Consider the following 17696-nt stretch of genomic DNA (forward strand, 5'->3'; position numbering starts at 1 on the left):
TTGCGACGTCATTTGAACGGTCAGCGTAAAGGCGACTGTGGAGCAGACATGACTAATACCGATCGCACCGTCTTATCAAACATGGTGAGCGAGTTGGCAACCACTCGCGCGTTACTCAATTGCCTGATCAAGGAATTCGCACTGCCGGAAGAGTGCCTGCATTACACCTGGCCTGAAGGCATGCAAGGCATAGCGCCTGGCAGTTTCGTCGATGGCGGGCAATGGAAGGGCATTCCGCTCACCATCAGCCTGCCCAATCAGCAGCAGTTCTTTGTTCTGGTGGACCGCCGCGACCACCTGGGCAGCCATCGCTACCTTTCCGATGTCTACGCTCGTCAGGGGCAGGGCACCTGGCGCTGTCTGGCGTTCGCCGAATTCGCCCGGCAACTGCTGACCGCCTGTGAGCACATGACCCGTGCCAGCAATGACGAACTACTGGATCAGGTCCTGCAAAGCCAGCACCTGACTGCTGCCATCGTTGCGCACAACATGACCGGTCAGCATCCGGCACCGCTCAGCGGCTATCTGGCCAGTGAGCAGGGTTTGTGGTTCGGCCACCCCAACCATCCGGCGCCCAAGGCGCGCCTGTGGCCTGAGCATCTGGCGCAGGAGACCTACGCCCCGGAGTTTCAGGCACAGACCGCGCTGCATCTGTTCGAAGTGCCGCTGGAAGGGCTGCGAATCACCTCCAATGGCTTGAGCGAAGCCGAGGTGATGTCAGGCTTCGCGGACCAATCGCGGGCCCGGCCCGGGCATGCGCTGATCTGCATGCATCCGGTACAGGCGCAACTGTTCATGCAGGACCGCCGCGTGCAAAGGCTGCTTGAGCTGGGGGATATCTCGGACCTGGGTGCCAGTGGGCTGCTGGCCAGCCCGACGGCGTCGATGCGCACCTGGTACATCGAGGGGCACGACTACTTCATCAAGGGTTCGCTGAATGTGCGCATCACCAACTGCGTGAGGAAAAACGCATGGTATGAACTGGAGAGCACGCTGATCATCGACGAACTGTTTCAGCGCCTGCAGCAGACTCGTCCGGAAACCCTCGGTGGGCTGTCCACAGTCGCCGAACCCGGTTCGATGAGCTGGGCGCCCAAAGGTGCGAGCGAGGCTGACGGTCACTGGTTCCGCGAGCAGACCGGCGCCATTCTGCGGGAAAACTTCTGCCGCCGCTCCGGCGCCGACAGCAGCGTGATGGCGGGCACACTGTTCGCTCGTGATCTGCGTTCACGCCCACTGGTGCACGACTTCCTCCAGCGTTTCAATGGCGGGGAGCTTGAGGACCAGCATCTGCTGGACTGGTTCGATGAGTACCAGGCCTTGCTGCTGAACCCGGTCATGGCGTTGTTCTTCAATCACGGCATCGTGATGGAGCCGCACTTGCAGAATGCGGTGCTGATTCACGACAACGGACGCCCGCAACAGCTGCTGTTGCGCGACTTTGAAGGTGTCAAGCTGACCGAAGAGCTGGGCATCAAGGCGATTCAGGTGGGGCTGCACCCGAGAATTCGCCAGTCGTTGCTCTACAGCCGCGAACAGGGCTGGAACCGCATTACCTATTGCCTGCTGATCAATAACCTGTCCGAGGCGGTACTGGCCTTGAGCTGGGAGCGCCCGCACCTGGCACCACTGATGTGGCAGCGCGTCGAGCGGCAATTGCAGCGTATCCGTGATGAACTGGTGCTGCCTGCGCCCGAGCTGGACGCGCTGATCGCAGGCCAGTCGATTGCCTGCAAAACCAACCTCAAGGTCCGGCTCGCCGCCAAGGCCGACCGCGAAGCCAACTATGTGCGTCTTGCGTCGCCGTGGGCCACGGAGGCACGTTATGCATAAGGTGCCGGAAACCGTACTGGCGGCCATCAAGGAGGCTCGGGCGCTGGAAGCCGATCCGCTGGCGGCCTTTGTCTACGATCTGGACGCGCTGCAGCAGCATGTCAGTGAAGTCATGGCGGCGCTGCCCGCCGGTGTCGAGCTGTATTACGCGATCAAGGCCAACAGCGAAGCGCTGATGCTGGAAACCCTGGCCCCGCTGGTCAGTGGCTTTGAAATTTCCTCTGGGGGCGAGATCGAGCGGGTGATGGCCTGTCCGACACGCAAGCCCTACGTGTTCTCGGGCCCAGGCAAACTTGATTCCGATCTGCGTTCGGCGTTGCTGAACAAGGTTGAAGCCATCCACCTGGAGAGCCTCAACGAAATCGCGCGTCTGCAACAGTTGGCAGAACAAGCGGGGCGCGTGCAGCCGGTGTTCCTGCGCATCAACCCGCAACTGCCCGCTGCGCAATCGAGCAGGCTGGCGATGGCCGGGACCGCGACACCGTTCGGGATTGACGAAGCTGATCTGGCCGAGGCGGTCAGACGCGTGGACAACGCCAGTCACCTGACGCTCAAGGGCTTCCACGTACACGCCATGTCGCATCAGATGTCGGTTGAACGTCATGAGCAACTGCTCGATTTCTACCTGCAGCGCTGGCAGGAATGGAAGGCTCTGGCCCGCGATCCGAGCCAACTCACCCATTTCAACGTCGGCGGCGGTATTGGCGTCGATTACCTCAACAGTCAGCAGTTCGACTGGCAGCGGCTGTGCCGTTATCTGGAAAAACGCCTGGGCGAGCAGCACGACGCGCCGATCCTGCGCTTCGAGCCGGGACGCTTCATCAGTGCCTATTGCGGCTATTACGCCATTGAGGTGCTGGACAGCAAAACCAGCCACGGCGAGCATTTTCTGGTCTGTCGAGGCGGTACTCACCAGTTTCGCCTGCCGGTCGCGCAAAGCCATGACCATCCGGTGATCCACCTGCCGAATGCACCGCAGAGCACTGAGTCGTCAGAGCAGGCTTACACCATTGTCGGGCAGCTGTGCACGCCCAAGGATGTGCTGAGCCGTCGCCAGCCACTCAAAGGTGTGAACATTGGTGACCTGTTGGTCCTGCCGCTGGCGGGAGCCTATGGCTACAACATCTCCCACGCCGACTTTCTCTGCCATCCACGACCGTCACAGCACTTCGTGCGCAACGGTGAACGGGTTCGCCAATGAGTTTCAACGTCCCACGCCGCTGGGTGGTGTTCAACGTGCTGCTCGGTACGCTGACGGTCAGCCTGAGCAACAGTTCGCTTAACCCGGCGCTGCCGACCTTTATGGATGCGTTCAGGATCGGCCCTCTGCTGGCCACCTGGATTGTCGCCGGGTTCATGACCAGCATGGGCATGACCATGCCGCTGACCAGCTTCCTCAGTCAGCGCATCGGACGCAAACGCCTGTATCTGTGGGGTGTGGCGCTGTTCATCGGCGGTTCGCTGTTGGGCGCGCTGGCCGACTCCATCGCACTGGTGATCACCGCACGGGTGGTACAGGGCATTGCCAGCGGGCTGATGATCCCGTTGTCGCTGGCGATCATCTTCTCGGTGTATGAAAAGCACGAACGGGGCAGGGTGACCGGGCTCTGGAGCGCAGCAGTAATGCTCGCACCGGCGCTTGGTCCGCTGTGTGGCAGCCTGATGCTGGAGTGGTTCAGCTGGCGCTCACTGTTCCTGATGAATGTGCCCATTGGTCTGCTGGCACTGTTGCTGGGCGTCGGCGTGCTGCCGGACTCCGAGCCTGCCGAGCGCAAGCCGTTCGACCTGATCGGCTACCTGCTGGTGGCGTCGGGCATTGGCTTGCTGATGGTCGCCATCAGCCGCATGCACCATGCTCAGGCGCTGCTCGACCCAGTCAATCAGGCCATGGTGCTGGTCGCGATGGCTTGTCTGCTGGCGTTCGTCCGCGTCGAGTTGAGTCGCCAGGCACCGCTGCTGAATCTGCGCCTGTTCAACCTGCGCGGTTATCGCCTGAGCGTGATCATCGCCGTGGTGCAATCGGTCGGCATGTTCGAGTGTCTGGTGCTGTTGCCGCTGCTGGTGCAGAGCGTGCTGGGCTACAGCCCGATCTGGACCGGCCTGGCGCTGCTGTGTACCGCCAGCTTCGCGAGCCTGTTCGGGCAGTGGGGCGGCAAGGCACTGGACCGCCATGGCCCGCGCACCGTCGTCGTCGTCGGCCTGCTGTTGACCGGCGTTTCGACCCTGGCGCTGGGCATGCTCAAGGCCGATGCCGCAATCGGCGTGGTGTTCGTGCTGATGATGATTCGTGGCGCCGGTCTCGGGCTCTCCTACATGCCGGTGACCACGGCGGGGCTAAATGCCTTGCCCGAGCCGATGGTCACTCAGGGCGCCGCGATGAACAACATTTCCCGCCGTCTGGTCGCGTCGCTGGCCATCGTCATTGCGTCGCTGTGGCTGGAGTTCCGCTTCAACACCGCGGGACCGGCCGCCACGCCCTCGGCCATCAGTGAAGTGTTCATCGCCACCGGCCTGCTGATCCTGCTGGCACTGCCCTGTGCCTGGCGTTTCCCCCTTAACGACGAGCGCGCCGAGGCCCAGCCCGACGCGGTCGAACCCCGATAATTTTTCGTTCGAGGTATGAACATGGCTACCCCTTTACCGCTGCAACGTAACGCCGCTTCGACAACGACAAATACAACGACGGGTACGGGTGCCTGGCTGGCCCACGTCAGCGCCGAGCGCTATCAGCAAGTGCAACGCCGCGTGATCGGCCAGTTGCTGCAAACCCTGCTGTACGAGGCGGCGCTGCCTTACCGCTGTGAGCCGCTGGATGATCATCGGCATCGTTTTGCCGTGGCCGTCAGTGGCGGTGTGGAATACCACTGCGACGGTCTGCTGAGCACCAGCTTCGAGCTGATCCGCCTCGATCACGCCACGCTTGAGCGGGTGGACAGTACCGGCGAACGCAGCGTGCCGGATCTGCATCTGGCGTTGACCGAGCTGCTCAGCCCGTTCAAGGACAGCCCGCACCTGACGCGCTTCATCCAGGAAATCGAGCAGACCCAGCTCAAGGACCTGCAGGCCCGTAATCAGGGGTATCAGCCCGCCAGGCCTGCGCATCAGCTGGATGTCGATGCGCTGGAGCAGCACTTCATGGACGCCCACAGCTATCACCCGTGCTACAAGTCGCGGATCGGCTTTTCCCTGGCGGACAACCGCCACTACGGGCCAGAATTTGCCACGCCTTTCGCGGTGGTCTGGCTGGCCGTGGCGAAATCCAGCGCCTCGGTCGGCCACTCGCGGAGCATGGATTTTCAGGCGTTCATTCGTCAGGAGCTGGGCACACAGCGCTGGCAGGAAATAACTCAAGAACTGGCCGCGCAGGGCAAGTCCATCGACGACTATCAACTGATGCCGGTGCATCCGTGGCAGTGGGATAACGTCACGGTGTCGACCTTCTACCCGGAACTGGCCAGCGGCGAGCTGATTTACCTGGGTACTTCGACCGATCGCTACAAGGCTCAGCAGTCGATTCGCACGCTGGCCAACGCCAGTCAGCCACAGCGCCCATACGTCAAGCTGGCGATGAGCATGACCAACACCTCCAGCACACGCATCCTGGCGCGCCACACGGTGTTGAACGGCCCGATCATCACCGATTGGCTGCACCAGTTGATCGCAACCGACAGCACCGCTCAAGCGCTGGATTTCGTGATTCTCGGTGAGGTGGCGGGGGTGAGCTTCGATTACCGCCATCTGCCGGAATCGCGTTCGGCGCAGACCTACGGCACGCTGGGTGCGATTTGGCGGGAAAGCCTGCATCAATACCTCCGGGACGACGAGCAGGCGGTGCCATTCAACGGCCTCAGCCATGTGGAAAATCGTTACGGTGATGGCCAGCAGACGCCTTTCATAGACGCATGGGTCAGCCAGTACGGGCTCAAGGAATGGACCCGGCAACTGCTGCAGGTCACGGTGCCGCCGATCATTCACATGCTCTATGCCGAAGGCATCGGCATGGAGTCCCACGGCCAGAACATCGTGCTGATCGTCAAGCAGGGCTGGCCGCAGCGCATCGCCCTCAAGGACTTCCATGACGGCGTGCGTTATTCACCTGAGCACCTCGGGCGTCCCGAACTGTGCCCGGAGCTAGTGCCGCTGCCCGCCAGCCACGCAAAGCTCAACCGCAACTCGTTCATCATTACCGACGACGTCAACGCGGTGCGCGACTTTTCCTGCGATTGTTTCTTCTTCATCTGCCTGGCCGAAATGGCGATTTTCCTGCGCCAGCAATACCAGCTGGACGAAGCACTGTTCTGGCAGATGACCGCCGACGTCATTCTTGACTATCAGCAGGCTCACCCGCAGCACCGCGACCGTTTCGGGCTGTTTGACGTGTTTGCGCCCTCGTACGAAGTCGAAGAGCTGACCAAGCGCCGCCTGTTGGGAGATGGCGAGCGCCGCTTCCGCTCGGTACCTAACCCACTGCATACCTACAGGCCGCAATGATGCTGAGGACCAATGCGCTCAAAAGCAGAGTTGCGGACGGACAGCCGGCACACGGGGTGATCAGTTCGATTCCGGCCCCGGCCGCCATCGAGTTGATCGCTGAAGCCGGGTTCGACTTCGTGATCATCGACATGGAGCACGTCCTGATCAACCCGGAAACCGTGGAAAACATGATCCGTGTGGCAGAGAGCTACGGCCTTACACCATTGGTGCGGGTCGCCGATCTCAACCCGAAAACCCTGCTGCGCCTGCTCGATGGCGGCGCGCAGGGCATCGTCTTGCCGATGATCGAGAGCCCTGAGCAATTGGCAGATGCGATTGCCGCCTGCAAGTACTACCCGCTGGGTCGTCGCAGCCTCAATGCCGGACGTCCCGGCTCTTTCGGCAAGCACAGCCTGGCGCAGTACGTGGAGGCCGCCAATCAACAGATCATGGTGGTGGCGATGATCGAAAGCGCCGAAGGCGTGCGACGTGCCGCCGAGATCGCCAGCGTGCCGGGGCTGGACATGATTCTTGAAGGCGCGGCAGACCTGTCGCAGTCACTGGGCATGCCCTGGCAGATCGATCAACCAGATGTACAAAACGCGCTGCTTGCAACCTGGCAAGCCGCCGACGCGGCGGGCATCGCTTATTGCGCGATCCCTCGTCAACCCGGTGACGCTGCCCGCTGGCAGGCTCGCGGGGTCAACACCTTTGTCCTCGGGGATGAGCGCGGCATTGCCTTTCGCGCGCTTCAGGCCCGCCTGGCTCAACATTCAGCAGAAGGAAAATAAACCATGAACTTCACTTCACTCGCCGCTGACCTGGTCATGCAGGATTTGGTCGATTGCCTGCTGGCTGAAGATTTCTTTGGTCGCGAGCCATTGCGCCTGCAGGACAGCAGCCAATGGCAACTGCGCCATCCACAGGCTCCGCAACTGGTGGAGCAGGGCAGTGCGCAGCAAATCTGGGAATGGTGCTGCGATGATTCGGAGCAGCGCTTTATCAGCATCGCGTTGCGCGCCGGTATTACCCAGCAATGGGAAAAAGTACCCGGTACGCCGGTACTGGGGCGACAGGACGAGCGCTGGACGCAGTTGTCGCCGGAAGACTTCATGAAGTGGGTGTTCGCCGGCAAGGCAACGCTGCTTCAGGACAGCGAGCGCCAGGACAACGAAAAGGGTATCGCGCTGTTTCTCGAGGTATTGCGTATCAGTGTCTGGCAGACCGCGCTGTCGCTGGACCACAAGGTCGACGGGCAGAACCTGATGGCTCAGGACGGCGCAACCTTCTTCAGGACCATGGAGCAGTGGGCGTCGCTGCGTGATCGCCCGTATCACCCGCTGGCCAAGGCCAAACAAGGCTTGAATGAACAGGAATACTTACACTATCAGGCCGAGTTCGCCCGGCCGGTAGCGCTGAACTGGGTGGCGGTCGACAAGACCTTGCTGCAATGCGGCGACGGCGTAGAGGACTTGAACGCATCGTTTCCGGCCCGCTATCTGCTGCCCGAGCACCTGCAAGCGGAGCTTGACCAGGAGATGCAGACGCGTGGCATTGCCGGCAGCCATGTTGCGCTGCCGGTTCACCCGTGGCAGTTCGAGCATGTTCTGCAGGCCCAGCTGGGCGATGCGTTCGCCAAGGGCGATTGCCAGCGGCTTGACTTCAATCAGGCGCAGGTCCACGCCACTTCGTCGCTGCGTTCGATGACACCGTGCTTCAACAGCGCTGACTACCTGAAGCTGCCCATGGCAATTTATTCGCTCGGCGCTTCGCGTTACCTGCCAGCGGTCAAAATGATCAACGGCGGGCTGAGCGAAAAACTGCTGCGCCAGGTGGTCGACAAGGATCAAACCCTGGGCCGTTCGCTGCACTTGTGCGACGAGCGCAAATGGTGGGCATTCATGCCGCCGCAAGCCACGTTGTTCGACGAAGGGCCTCGGCATCTTTCGGCGATGGTGCGCGGCTATCCGGCCGCCTTGCTCGATGATCCGGAGTGCCGCCTGCTGCCCATGGCGGCACTGGGCACACCGCTACCGGGGAGCAATCGGCATTTCTTCGACGAGTGGATGGACTATCGCGACCTGCCGCGCAATCAGGCTTCGGTACTGACACTGTTTCGCGAGTTGAGCCACAGTTTCTTCGACATCAACCTGCGCATGTTCCGCCTGGGGATGCTCGGCGAAGTGCATGGCCAGAACGCGGTCATGGTCTGGAAAGCCGGACAGGCGCAAGGGCTGTTGTTGCGTGACCACGACTCGTTGCGTATTTTCGTGCCCTGGCTGGAGCGCAACGGCATGCACGACCCGGAGTATCGCATCAAGAAAGGTCATGCCAATACGCTTTATCATGACCGTCCCGAGGACTTGCTGTTCTGGCTGCAGACACTGGGTATTCAGGTAAACGTGCGGGCAATCATGGATACGCTGGCGCAGGTGTATGACGTGCCTGTCACAGCGCTGTGGACCGTATTGCGTGATGTTCTGGATAATCTGATCACAACCATCGAATTTGACGACGAGGCGCGTGGCATGATCAGGCAACAACTGTTCGAAGCCCCCAACTGGCCGCAGAAACTTCTGCTGACACCCATGATCGAGCGCGCGGGCGGTCCGGGCAGCATGCCGTTCGGCAAGGGCGAAGTGGTCAACCCGTTCCACAGGTTACGCCGTGCAACCTGACCGAACCCTGCATCCTTCGCGGCGCACAGTGTTGCGCCTTTCGCTGGGGTTACTGGCGCTGCCTGGCATTGCCCGGGCAGCGCCGCTACGCGTTGTCACCCTGTTTCAGGGGGCGTCCGATACTGCCGTGGCTCTGGGCGTGACGCCTTGCGGCGTGGTGGATTCGTGGAGCGAAAAACCGATGTATCGCTACCTGCGCCCGGCGCTGGCGGCGGTACCGCATGTGGGTCTGGAAACCCAGCCGAGCCTTGAAGATATCGTGCTGCTCAAGCCGGACCTGATCGTCGCCTCACGCTTTCGTCATCAGCGCATTGCACCGTTGCTGGAACAGATCAGTACGGTACTGATGCTTGAAGAGGTGTTCGAATTCAAGCGCACCCTGGCGATGATGGGTGCGGCCCTGCAGCGTCAACAACTGGCCATCGCGCTGCTCGGGCAATGGCAACAGCGTGTGGCAGCGCTGCGTGGCCAGTTGCAGGCGAAGTTCACCGGACGCTGGCCAATCACCGTGTCGGTGCTCGACATTCGCGAAGACCATATCCGTAGCTATCTGCCGGCCAGCTTTGCTGGCTCGGTGCTCAGTGAACTGGGCTTTGCCTGGACGCCCGCGGCCCGCCAAGCCACGGGCGTGTCCCTTAAACTCAGCAGTAAAGAGAGTTTGCCTGTGGTCGATGCCGACCTGTTCTTCGTCTTTCAGCGCGCGGACAGCACCGCCGCGCAACACACTTACGACAAGCTGGTACAGAACCCGTTCTGGCAACAGTTGCGGGCAGTACGCGACGTTCAGGTATGGCGCGTGGATGCCGTCGCCTGGAGTCTGTCCGGCGGCATTCTGGGCGCCAACCGCATGCTTGATGAAATCGCTCGCGTGGCGCTGGCGGATAGCGCCTCATGACGGCTGCGGTAAAACTGGGCCTGGGGCTGTTGGTACTGGTAGCGTGCATGGGGTTGAGTCTGGCCACCGGGGCCACCTGGATATCGCCCGCTGCCATTGTGCGAAGTGCCTGGCAGCCCGATGCGCTGAGCGCTATCGAGCACGTGCTGCTCGACACACGGCTGACACGCACCCTGATGGCCGTCGCAGTGGGCTCTAGTCTGGCGGTTGCCGGGGCGCTGATGCAGGCGCTGACGCGCAATCCGCTGGCATCGCCTGGCCTGTTCGGCATCAATGCCGGCGCGACGTTTGCCATCATCGCCTGTTCGTCGCTGCTTTCACTGTCGTCCATGAGCCAATGGCTGTGGTGCGCGTTCATCGGCGCTGCGGTGGCGGGCACGATCGTCTGGGTCATCGGCAACCGGGGGCAGGGCAGCCTCAATCCATTGCGCATCGTATTGGCTGGCGCAGCGATCACTGCCTTGTTTACCGCATTCAGTCAGGCCTTGCTGGTGGTCAATCAGGACGGTCTGGATACCGTGCTGTTCTGGTTGGCTGGCTCCTTGTCGGAGCGCGAACTGAGCACCGCTGCGCCGCTGCTCTTCTGCGTGGTCATGGGGCTTGTCGGCGCACTGGTGCTGGCGGGGCAGGTCAACGTGCTCAACACCGGGGAATCCATCGCGACGGCTTTGGGACAGCGTACGGGGCTGATTCGCCTGATGATGAGCGTGGTGATCATTGCCCTGGCAGGCAGCGCCGTGGCGCTGGCGGGCAGTATCGGCTTCATCGGTCTGCTGGTGCCGCACATGGTGCGCAAGACGCTGTCCATCGACCATCGCTGGCTGCTGCCCGGCTGTGCGTTGCTGGGCGCGACGCTGTTGTTGCTGGCCGACACCCTGGCACGAGTGGTGATTGTCCCTCAGGAAGTGCCGGTGGGTGTAATGACTGCGCTGTTTGGTGCGCCGTTTTTCATTGCGCTGGTTCGGCGGGGGGCGCGCTATGGATAAGCATGTCACCGTGCGCTACCGGAGCTTTTCCCGGCAGTTCAGCCTGACAGTGTTGACGCGTTTGCTTACGGGTCTGGCGCTGACGCTGCTGGTTGCCTTGATCTCGCTGGCCGTGGGCAAGATCAACCTGTCGCCCACGACCCTGCTGCGTGTTTTTACCGGCCAGGCGGACGCCAGCCTGGTGTTCATCGTTGAACAACTGCGCATGCCCCGGCTCGCCCTGGCCGCACTGGTCGGTGCGGCCCTGGCGGTGTCCGGGCTGATCCTGCAAAGCATCATTCGCAACCCGCTGGCCTCACCGGATCTGTTAGGCATCACCAGCGGCGCCAGCGCCGCAGCCGTGTTGTACCTGTCATTCTTCTCGGCTGCACTGGGTGCGCAGTTTCTGCCCCTGGCGGCGATCTCTGGCGCAGGCCTCGCGGCACTGGTCATTTATCTGCTGGCCTGGAATCAGGGCGCTTCACCCTTGCGCATGGTATTGATCGGGGTAGGGGTGTCGGCTTTGCTGGCTGCTGTCACCACGTTCATTCTGGTGTTCAGCCCGTTGACCACCACCTTGTCGGCTTATGTCTGGCTGACCGGGAGCGTGTATGGTGCCAGTTGGCCGGAGCCCCGCGCGCTGGCCGGCTGGCTATTGTTGACGTTGCCGCTGCTGGCGCTGCTCGCCCGTCAGGTGCGCATGCAACAACTGGATGACGCGCTGGCCCAGGGCATCGGCGTGCGCGTGCAATGGTTGCGTGCCGGTTTGCTGCTGGTGAGCGTGGCGCTGGCCGGCCTGGCGGTCGCCTGGGGCGGGGCGATTGCCTTTGTCGGGCTGATAGCGCCTCATATCGCCAAACGCCTGATGCCGCCGGGGTTCGTCGGTCAGGCGCTGATGGCGGCGCTGATCGGTGCCAATCTGGTGATGCTTGCCGATCTGGCCGGGCGCACGCTGTTTCTGCCGCTGGATCTGCCCGCAGGGATTTTTGTCGCGGTGCTGGGCACACCGTTTTTTCTGTACCTATTGATCAACCAGCGGCATTAAGGAATTACGGATGGCGCCAATCGCAACCCACGACCTGACCCTGAGTTACCAGCGGCAGGTGATCATCGACAGCCTTGATCTGCAGCTACCCGCAGGCCAGGTGACCGTGCTGATCGGCAGTAACGGTTGCGGCAAAAGCACCTTGCTCAAATCCCTGGCGCGCCTGCTCAAACCCCAGCAAGGCACCGTCGTACTCAACGGTGCCGACATTCACCAGAAGTCCACTGCGACTGTCGCGCGTGAACTGGCGATTCTGCCGCAGATGCCCAGCGCACCGGAAGGCATCAGCGTACGGCAATTGGTGGCGTTGGGGCGTTATCCCTATCAGAACTGGATGCAGCAATGGTCCGCCGAGGATGAAGCCATGGTCGCACGGGCTCTGGCGCAGACCGGCATGCAGGAACTGGCCGACAGACCTGTCGATGCCCTGTCAGGTGGTCAGCGTCAGCGCGCATGGATCGCCATGACCCTGGCGCAGGATACCGACATTGTATTGCTGGACGAACCGACGACCTTTCTCGATCTGGCTCATCAGATCGAAGTGCTGGACCTCTTGCGCGACCTGAATCGGCAAGAAGGCAAGACCATCGTGATGGTACTGCATGACCTGAATCTGGCCTGCCGTTACGCCGATCACATGGTCGCTGTCCACGAACGCAGCGCCTTTGCCCAGGGACGTCCGGCGGACATCCTCAGCGAGGCGCTGGTCAAGCAGGTCTTCGGCCTCAACTGCCGAATCATCGCCGATCCATTCTTTGGTACGCCGCTGTGCATTCCCTTTGGCCGGGAACTGCCGCAATGAGTCTGGCGCAGGCGTTCAGCGAGTCCGAATGGTCGTTGCTGTCCGGGGCGCTGCGGCTCAGGCCGGCAGGTGAACACGATCCGCGCTCACTCCCGGCCCGAGCGCTGCTGGACGACGCCGTCTGCGAGCAATTGCTCGGCGTGCTGGGGCCGGTGATCGGTTCTCCGACCCCGGCAATCACCGCGTCATTGCTGGCCAAGCGCTTTTCCTTCCTCAGCACCGGTGCTTGTCTGTACGCGATGTCGGTCTACGACAAGGGCCTGGCCCTGTCGCTGGACAATAGCGTGGTTGAATACGCGCACGATAACGGCCTTTGGACCTCTTCAATGCCCTTGCTCGATACAACGCCTGTGGGTTACGCACCGGGGGCTCGCGAGGCGTGGCGTGATGTGATCGTCGCCACCCTGTTCCGCGACCTGCTTCAGCCACTGTGGGAAACCTTCAACCGTGTCACTGGCATTTCCCGACGCATTTTGTGGGAAAACACCGCAGTACGTGTCTATTCGCTGTACGACAAGCGCATGGACACGGTTGAAGACCTAGTGATCCGGCAGCGCTGTGAAGCCGATTTCGACTGGCTGCTGCATCAGGCCGATCCGGCGCTGTTCGGCCTGACCTACAACCCGCTCAAACACTTCCGCCGTCCACCGATTGTGCTCGAAGGCGAAGGCAAAAGCGTCCGTTTTCGGCGTACCTGCTGCTTCTATTATGACGCCAGCAACCCTGTCGAGTATTGCTCGACCTGCCCGTTACTGAGGCCCAAAAAATGTCGATGAACAAGCAGATCGCCCACCGCCAGCAACAGCTCAGCGACGCGGTCATAGAGCAATACCGTGATGTTGCCGCGTCAACCATTGGCCATCTGACCGACGTGGGTTACCTGCGTGGGATCAGGCCGCTGTTCGAGGGTGCCAGACTGGTCGGCAATGTTGTCACGGTCAAACTGCAGCTGCCGGACGGCAGCATCCTGCGCGACGCTTTGCTGAACAGCCTGCCCGGGGATGTGCTGGTGATTGAATGCGTCGGCGACGAGCATTGTGCCTGCTGGGGCGAACTGCGCACCCTGGCCGCGCTCATCAAGGGGCTTGCCGGCGTCATCATCTCGGGTACGGTTACCGACGTCGCCGCCTTGCGCGAACATCGTCTGCCCGTGTTCAGCCGGGGAGTCAGCGCAATGACGACGCGCAGTCTCGGGGAAAGCGGCGAGCTCAATGGGCTGATCAATGTAGGCGGCGTGGATGTAAAGCCGGGGGATATCGCAGTCGGGGATGATGACGGGGTGTTTATCCTGAGTCCGCAACAGGCGAACGAACTGTTACCCGAGTTGCTTGGCAAGGAGAGTGCGGACAGAAAAAGACGGGCGGAATTGCTCGACAGACTTAAGGGGCAGCAGCCGGAAATCAGAAGTCGGCAATGACAATATGTTTAATATTTGGATCCTAATATCAACAATCAGACAATAGGCAGGCCATTTACGTATTAAGTTCGCCGGCACTGCTCAAGATTGCGGTTCGATGACCGATGCAGATTGCAAACCCAAACTGTCCCGGATAGCCGCAATGTTCAATTCGCATTTGAAAAATACCAATAAGGCATTGGAGCGCCGCCTCGCCATGCTTGAGCAAGCAGGGCAAATCCTCAATCTGGAGACAGTCGCCGTCGTTCTGGATGGCACGGGCAAGGTACAGACCGTCAATGCGTTGTTCGAGACGGAGATGAGCTACGCCCAAGCAGAGCTTGTCGGACGCAACCTGTCTGAACTGAGCCCGCCGGAACTGAGCGGTGACGTTCACCAGAAACGCGCGTTGACCGCGATTCGCGACGGCAAGCATTTCAGCGGCACGTTGCGCCTGGTCAGCAAGGCCGGATCGAGGGTGTGGCTGAGAACCATTGTCGTTCCTTATAAAAATGAAACCGGCGGCGTCGAGCAGATCACCCTGTACTCGAGTGTTCTGACGCGAACCATTGAAGCCTCGCGTGAGAACGAGGCCCTGGTCAACGCACTGCAGCGCTCCACCGCCGTTATCGATTTCACCCTCGATGGCATTGTCATAGGCGCCAATGACAATTTTCTGAAGGCGATGGGTTACGAACTCAATCAGATAAAGGGCAAACATCACAAGATTTTCTGCCTGCCTGAAGAATCCGCTTCTGACGCGTATACCCAGTTCTGGGAAAGACTGCGCCGAGGTGAGTTTATCGTCGATCGTTTTCGTCGAGTTGACAAAGGTGGTCGTGATGTATGGCTGGAGGCGTCTTACAACCCGATTACCGACGCCAACGGCAAACTCTATAAAATTGCCAAGTTCGCGACGGTCATCACTGAACAGGTCGAGCGCGAGAAGGCCGTCGCCGAAGCATCGGAAATGGCTTATCAAACATCTATCGATACTGACAGCAGCGCGCAGCAAGGCCGAAAAGTCATCAAGGACACGCTGCATATGCTCGGCCAGCTGACCATTTCGATGGCAGAGGCTACACGAGGTATCGAAGCACTGGATTCGCAAAGTCAGGTGATTGGGACAATCATTAAAACCATCAGCGGCATTGCCGAACAAACCAACTTGCTCGCGCTGAACGCAGCGATTGAAGCCGCCAGGGCTGGCGAACAGGGCAGGGGGTTTGCCGTAGTAGCCGATGAGGTGCGCCAGCTGGCCTCCCGCACGACAAAAGCCGCGGAAGAAATCGTAAACGTCGTGAAGACCAACCAAAGCCTGGCTTCAGACGCGGTAGGCGTCATTGTGCGCAGCACCGAACAGGCTTCCGAGGCGCTGGTATTGGCCAACGACGCAGACCGTGTGATCCAGGAAATCCAGCAAGGCGCCAACACGGTAGTGCGGGCAGTCAGCCGGTTTGTGGACCAGCGCTCCAGTTAAGTGTGAACAGTCGGGTCGACTCAGGGGACACTAAAGGTGTGCTGCCCTGAGTCACTCACTGCGCAGTTAAACAGGAAAGGAAGTGTACTGATCTGTGCAGAGCCACCTGCGTATAAAAGTTTTAAATGAGTGTGTTTTATTAAATCGATGGGACAGCACTCGCGCAAGGCGCCCACTATCGGAATCACTGTGCTACTGCCTCAAGACTGATAGCCGGCTACCGATACCCTGCTTATAACCGTTGCACCCGCCGTCATTTCGAGCATCGTTACTATGACTTTCCTGCGCAGCCCACACATGGTTCGTAAGTACCTTTACACCTTGTTGTGGTTTTACGTGTTCTCTATTTTTCTGTTGGCCATCGCGTGGGAATTCGAACTTGAATCCGTCGCCATGGTCGCAATGGGCTTACCCTACGACCAGGACTTCGAAAACGCCGAGCGTTGGCGTTTTGTATTGACCTCGACAGGCTTTGCAGTGTTATCGATGGTTATACCGTTCATTCTTCTGAAACGCCTGATGCAACGGCTCCATAGCAGCTACAACGATTTGCTCGAGTCACAGGCGCTCAGCGAATCTCTGGCCCGCCACGATCCTTTGTCCGGCTTGCTCAATCGGCGTGTGTTTCACGAGCAACTGGTTGCACGCTTACGGCAGCCAGCGACACAAACTGCGGTTTTTCTGATCGACCTGGATAAATTCAAGCTCATCAACGATACCCACGGGCATGCGGCGGGAGACGCGGCGATCTGCGCCGTTGCCGAAAGCCTGCGCGACGCCACTGTCGGGTGGCAGGCTTCCGTTGCGCGACTGGGTGGCGACGAGTTTGGCCTGGCGGTCAGCGGTGACTTCAGCCATGCCGAACTGGGGCCGCTCGCTGAAAACATTCTGGCCAAAATCGCGGCATCCAGCGTTGGCCTGCCGCGTGTGGTCCTGAGTGCAACCCTCGGCATTGCCATTGCGCCAATGGACGGCTCAGACGCCGACCTCTTGCTGCAACGTGCTGACAGCGCCATGTACCGCGGCAAGACCGGTGGCCGAGCCACATTTCATTTCTATGAAGTCAGCTTCGAGCGCGAGCAGCGCCTGCAGGAGCAGTTCGCGCGGGAACTCACCCTGGCTATCGAAGAGAAGGATATTCAACCGTTCTATCAGCCCATTGTCAGCCTTCCCGAGCAGCGCCTGTCCGGGTTCGAACTGTTGGCGCGATGGCTGCATCCGGAGCGCGGAATCATTCTGCCGCTTGACTTCATACCCGTAGCAGAACAGTTGGGGCTGATCAAGCCACTCACCGCGACCCTTTTGCTTCAGGCCTTCGATCAGGCACGCGCTTGGCCAAGCGACTTCACGCTGGCAATCAATGTCACCTCACTGATGATCGAAAGTCCCGACTTTCCGGACTGGCTGGAACAGTTGGCCAGCGAAGGAAAATTCCCGCTGAGTCGGCTGGAAGTGGAAGTGACGGAAAACGCTCTCGTCGCCAATGTCGACAGTGCCCGCCTGAATCTCGAACGTCTGCGCGCGATGGGCGTGAGCGTCGCCCTGGACGATTTCGGGACCGGCTATTCAGGGCTTTACCACCTGACCAAACTTGCCATCGACAAGATCAAGATCGACAGATCGTTCTTCGACACGACGCTCGAGAACCAGAACGAGATGGTCAAGGCCATCCTCGCTCTGGGGAAAAGCCTGCGGATGAAAATCACCGCCGAGGGTGTTGAGCACGAGCGACTGGCTGACTGGCTGGCCACTCATGAGTGCGACTTTGCCCAAGGTTACCTGTTCGGACGGCCCTTACCGTTGGCTCAGGTAACAGAGCTGCTGACAATGAGTGAGACTAAAGGGCCGGTCAGGGCGTTGGCGGTTCCTGGAAAATAAGGGGGATGTGCTTCAAGTCAGGCGCTTTCGAACTTCAATGCGGAACTTTGGATTCACCAGAGACGATGAGAGTTCTCTAGTGCTTGGCGCTCAATAAACCCTGCGGCTTTCTGCCAGTACAGCGAGCTGCGGCACCCTCTTGGAACTGTGATCGGGATTGGCGCCGATCGCGTCAACGTGAGGTGCTGCTGCGAATAAGGCGTTCCATTCACATATAAGCATTCCTTATTGTCGATGACTCATGGAGTATA

Annotated in this window: 13 protein-coding genes and 2 pseudogenes; all 15 read left to right on the forward strand. The window is 60.4% G+C overall.

The genetic code is table 11. The annotated features are described in order from the left end of the window. Positions 1-48: 48 nt before the first annotated feature. The 15 genes and pseudogenes from PI739_RS19090 to PI739_RS19155 all read left to right on the forward strand — a co-directional run bounded on the left by PI739_RS19090 (position 49) and on the right by PI739_RS19155 (position 17445). Positions 49-1833, forward strand: a complete 1785-nt coding sequence (locus PI739_RS19090) for an IucA/IucC family protein (protein WP_044308133.1) — start codon at positions 49-51, stop codon at positions 1831-1833. Beyond that, positions 1826-3034 carry a type III PLP-dependent enzyme gene (locus tag PI739_RS19095; protein ID WP_054081422.1) on the forward strand — a complete coding sequence of 403 codons (1209 nt, stop codon included), beginning with the start codon at positions 1826-1828 and terminating at the stop codon, positions 3032-3034. The genes PI739_RS19090 and PI739_RS19095 overlap by 8 nt, the downstream gene beginning before the upstream one ends. After that, entirely contained in the window at positions 3031-4437 is a 1407-nt protein-coding gene (locus tag PI739_RS19100; RefSeq protein WP_054081421.1) for a DHA2 family efflux MFS transporter permease subunit, read from the forward strand. Before PI739_RS19095 ends, PI739_RS19100 begins: the two co-directional genes overlap by 4 nt. A gap of 21 nt (positions 4438-4458) precedes the next feature. Continuing rightward, a complete protein-coding gene (locus tag PI739_RS19105; protein ID WP_054081420.1) occupies positions 4459-6324 on the forward strand; it encodes an IucA/IucC family protein in 1866 nt (621 codons plus the stop codon). After that, positions 6324-7097 carry an HpcH/HpaI aldolase family protein gene (locus PI739_RS19110; protein ID WP_003433971.1) on the forward strand — a complete coding sequence of 258 codons (774 nt, stop codon included), beginning with the start codon at positions 6324-6326 and terminating at the stop codon, positions 7095-7097. Before PI739_RS19105 ends, PI739_RS19110 begins: the two co-directional genes overlap by 1 nt. Before the next feature lie 3 nt (positions 7098-7100). Next, entirely contained in the window at positions 7101-8984 is a 1884-nt protein-coding gene (locus PI739_RS19115; protein WP_054081419.1) for an IucA/IucC family protein, read from the forward strand. Beyond that, the gene (locus PI739_RS19120; protein WP_054081418.1) at positions 8974-9879 is read left to right on the forward strand and encodes an ABC transporter substrate-binding protein; all 906 of its coding nucleotides are present in this window, start codon (positions 8974-8976) and stop codon (positions 9877-9879) included. Before PI739_RS19115 ends, PI739_RS19120 begins: the two co-directional genes overlap by 11 nt. Further along, on the forward strand, positions 9876-10865 hold the full coding sequence (locus tag PI739_RS19125) for a FecCD family ABC transporter permease (protein WP_054081417.1): 990 nt from the start codon (positions 9876-9878) through the stop codon (positions 10863-10865). The genes PI739_RS19120 and PI739_RS19125 overlap by 4 nt, the downstream gene beginning before the upstream one ends. Continuing rightward, positions 10858-11889 carry a FecCD family ABC transporter permease gene (locus PI739_RS19130; RefSeq protein ID WP_054081416.1) on the forward strand — a complete coding sequence of 344 codons (1032 nt, stop codon included), beginning with the start codon at positions 10858-10860 and terminating at the stop codon, positions 11887-11889. The genes PI739_RS19125 and PI739_RS19130 overlap by 8 nt, the downstream gene beginning before the upstream one ends. Before the next feature lie 10 nt (positions 11890-11899). After that, a complete protein-coding gene (locus PI739_RS19135) occupies positions 11900-12691 on the forward strand; it encodes an ABC transporter ATP-binding protein (protein ID WP_054081415.1) in 792 nt (263 codons plus the stop codon). After that, a complete protein-coding gene (locus PI739_RS19140) occupies positions 12688-13467 on the forward strand; it encodes an IucA/IucC family C-terminal-domain containing protein (protein WP_054081414.1) in 780 nt (259 codons plus the stop codon). Before PI739_RS19135 ends, PI739_RS19140 begins: the two co-directional genes overlap by 4 nt. Continuing rightward, a complete protein-coding gene (locus PI739_RS19145; protein WP_003433962.1) occupies positions 13458-14108 on the forward strand; it encodes an RraA family protein in 651 nt (216 codons plus the stop codon). The genes PI739_RS19140 and PI739_RS19145 overlap by 10 nt, the downstream gene beginning before the upstream one ends. A 196-nt stretch (positions 14109-14304) precedes the next feature. Then, positions 14305-15027 (forward strand): annotated as a pseudogene (locus PI739_RS24945) (PAS domain-containing protein); the annotation flags it as partial. A gap of 111 nt (positions 15028-15138) precedes the next feature. After that, positions 15139-15567, forward strand: a pseudogene (locus PI739_RS24950) (methyl-accepting chemotaxis protein); the annotation flags it as partial. 273 nt (positions 15568-15840) lie between these two features. Then, positions 15841-17445: a putative bifunctional diguanylate cyclase/phosphodiesterase gene (locus PI739_RS19155; RefSeq protein ID WP_271352101.1), complete on the forward strand. Its 1605-nt coding sequence runs from the start codon at positions 15841-15843 to the stop codon at positions 17443-17445. The last annotated feature ends 251 nt before the right edge of the window (positions 17446-17696 follow it).

The sequence above is a fragment of the Pseudomonas cerasi genome, assembly GCF_027983475.1.
Lineage (GTDB): Bacteria > Pseudomonadota > Gammaproteobacteria > Pseudomonadales > Pseudomonadaceae > Aquipseudomonas > Aquipseudomonas cerasi.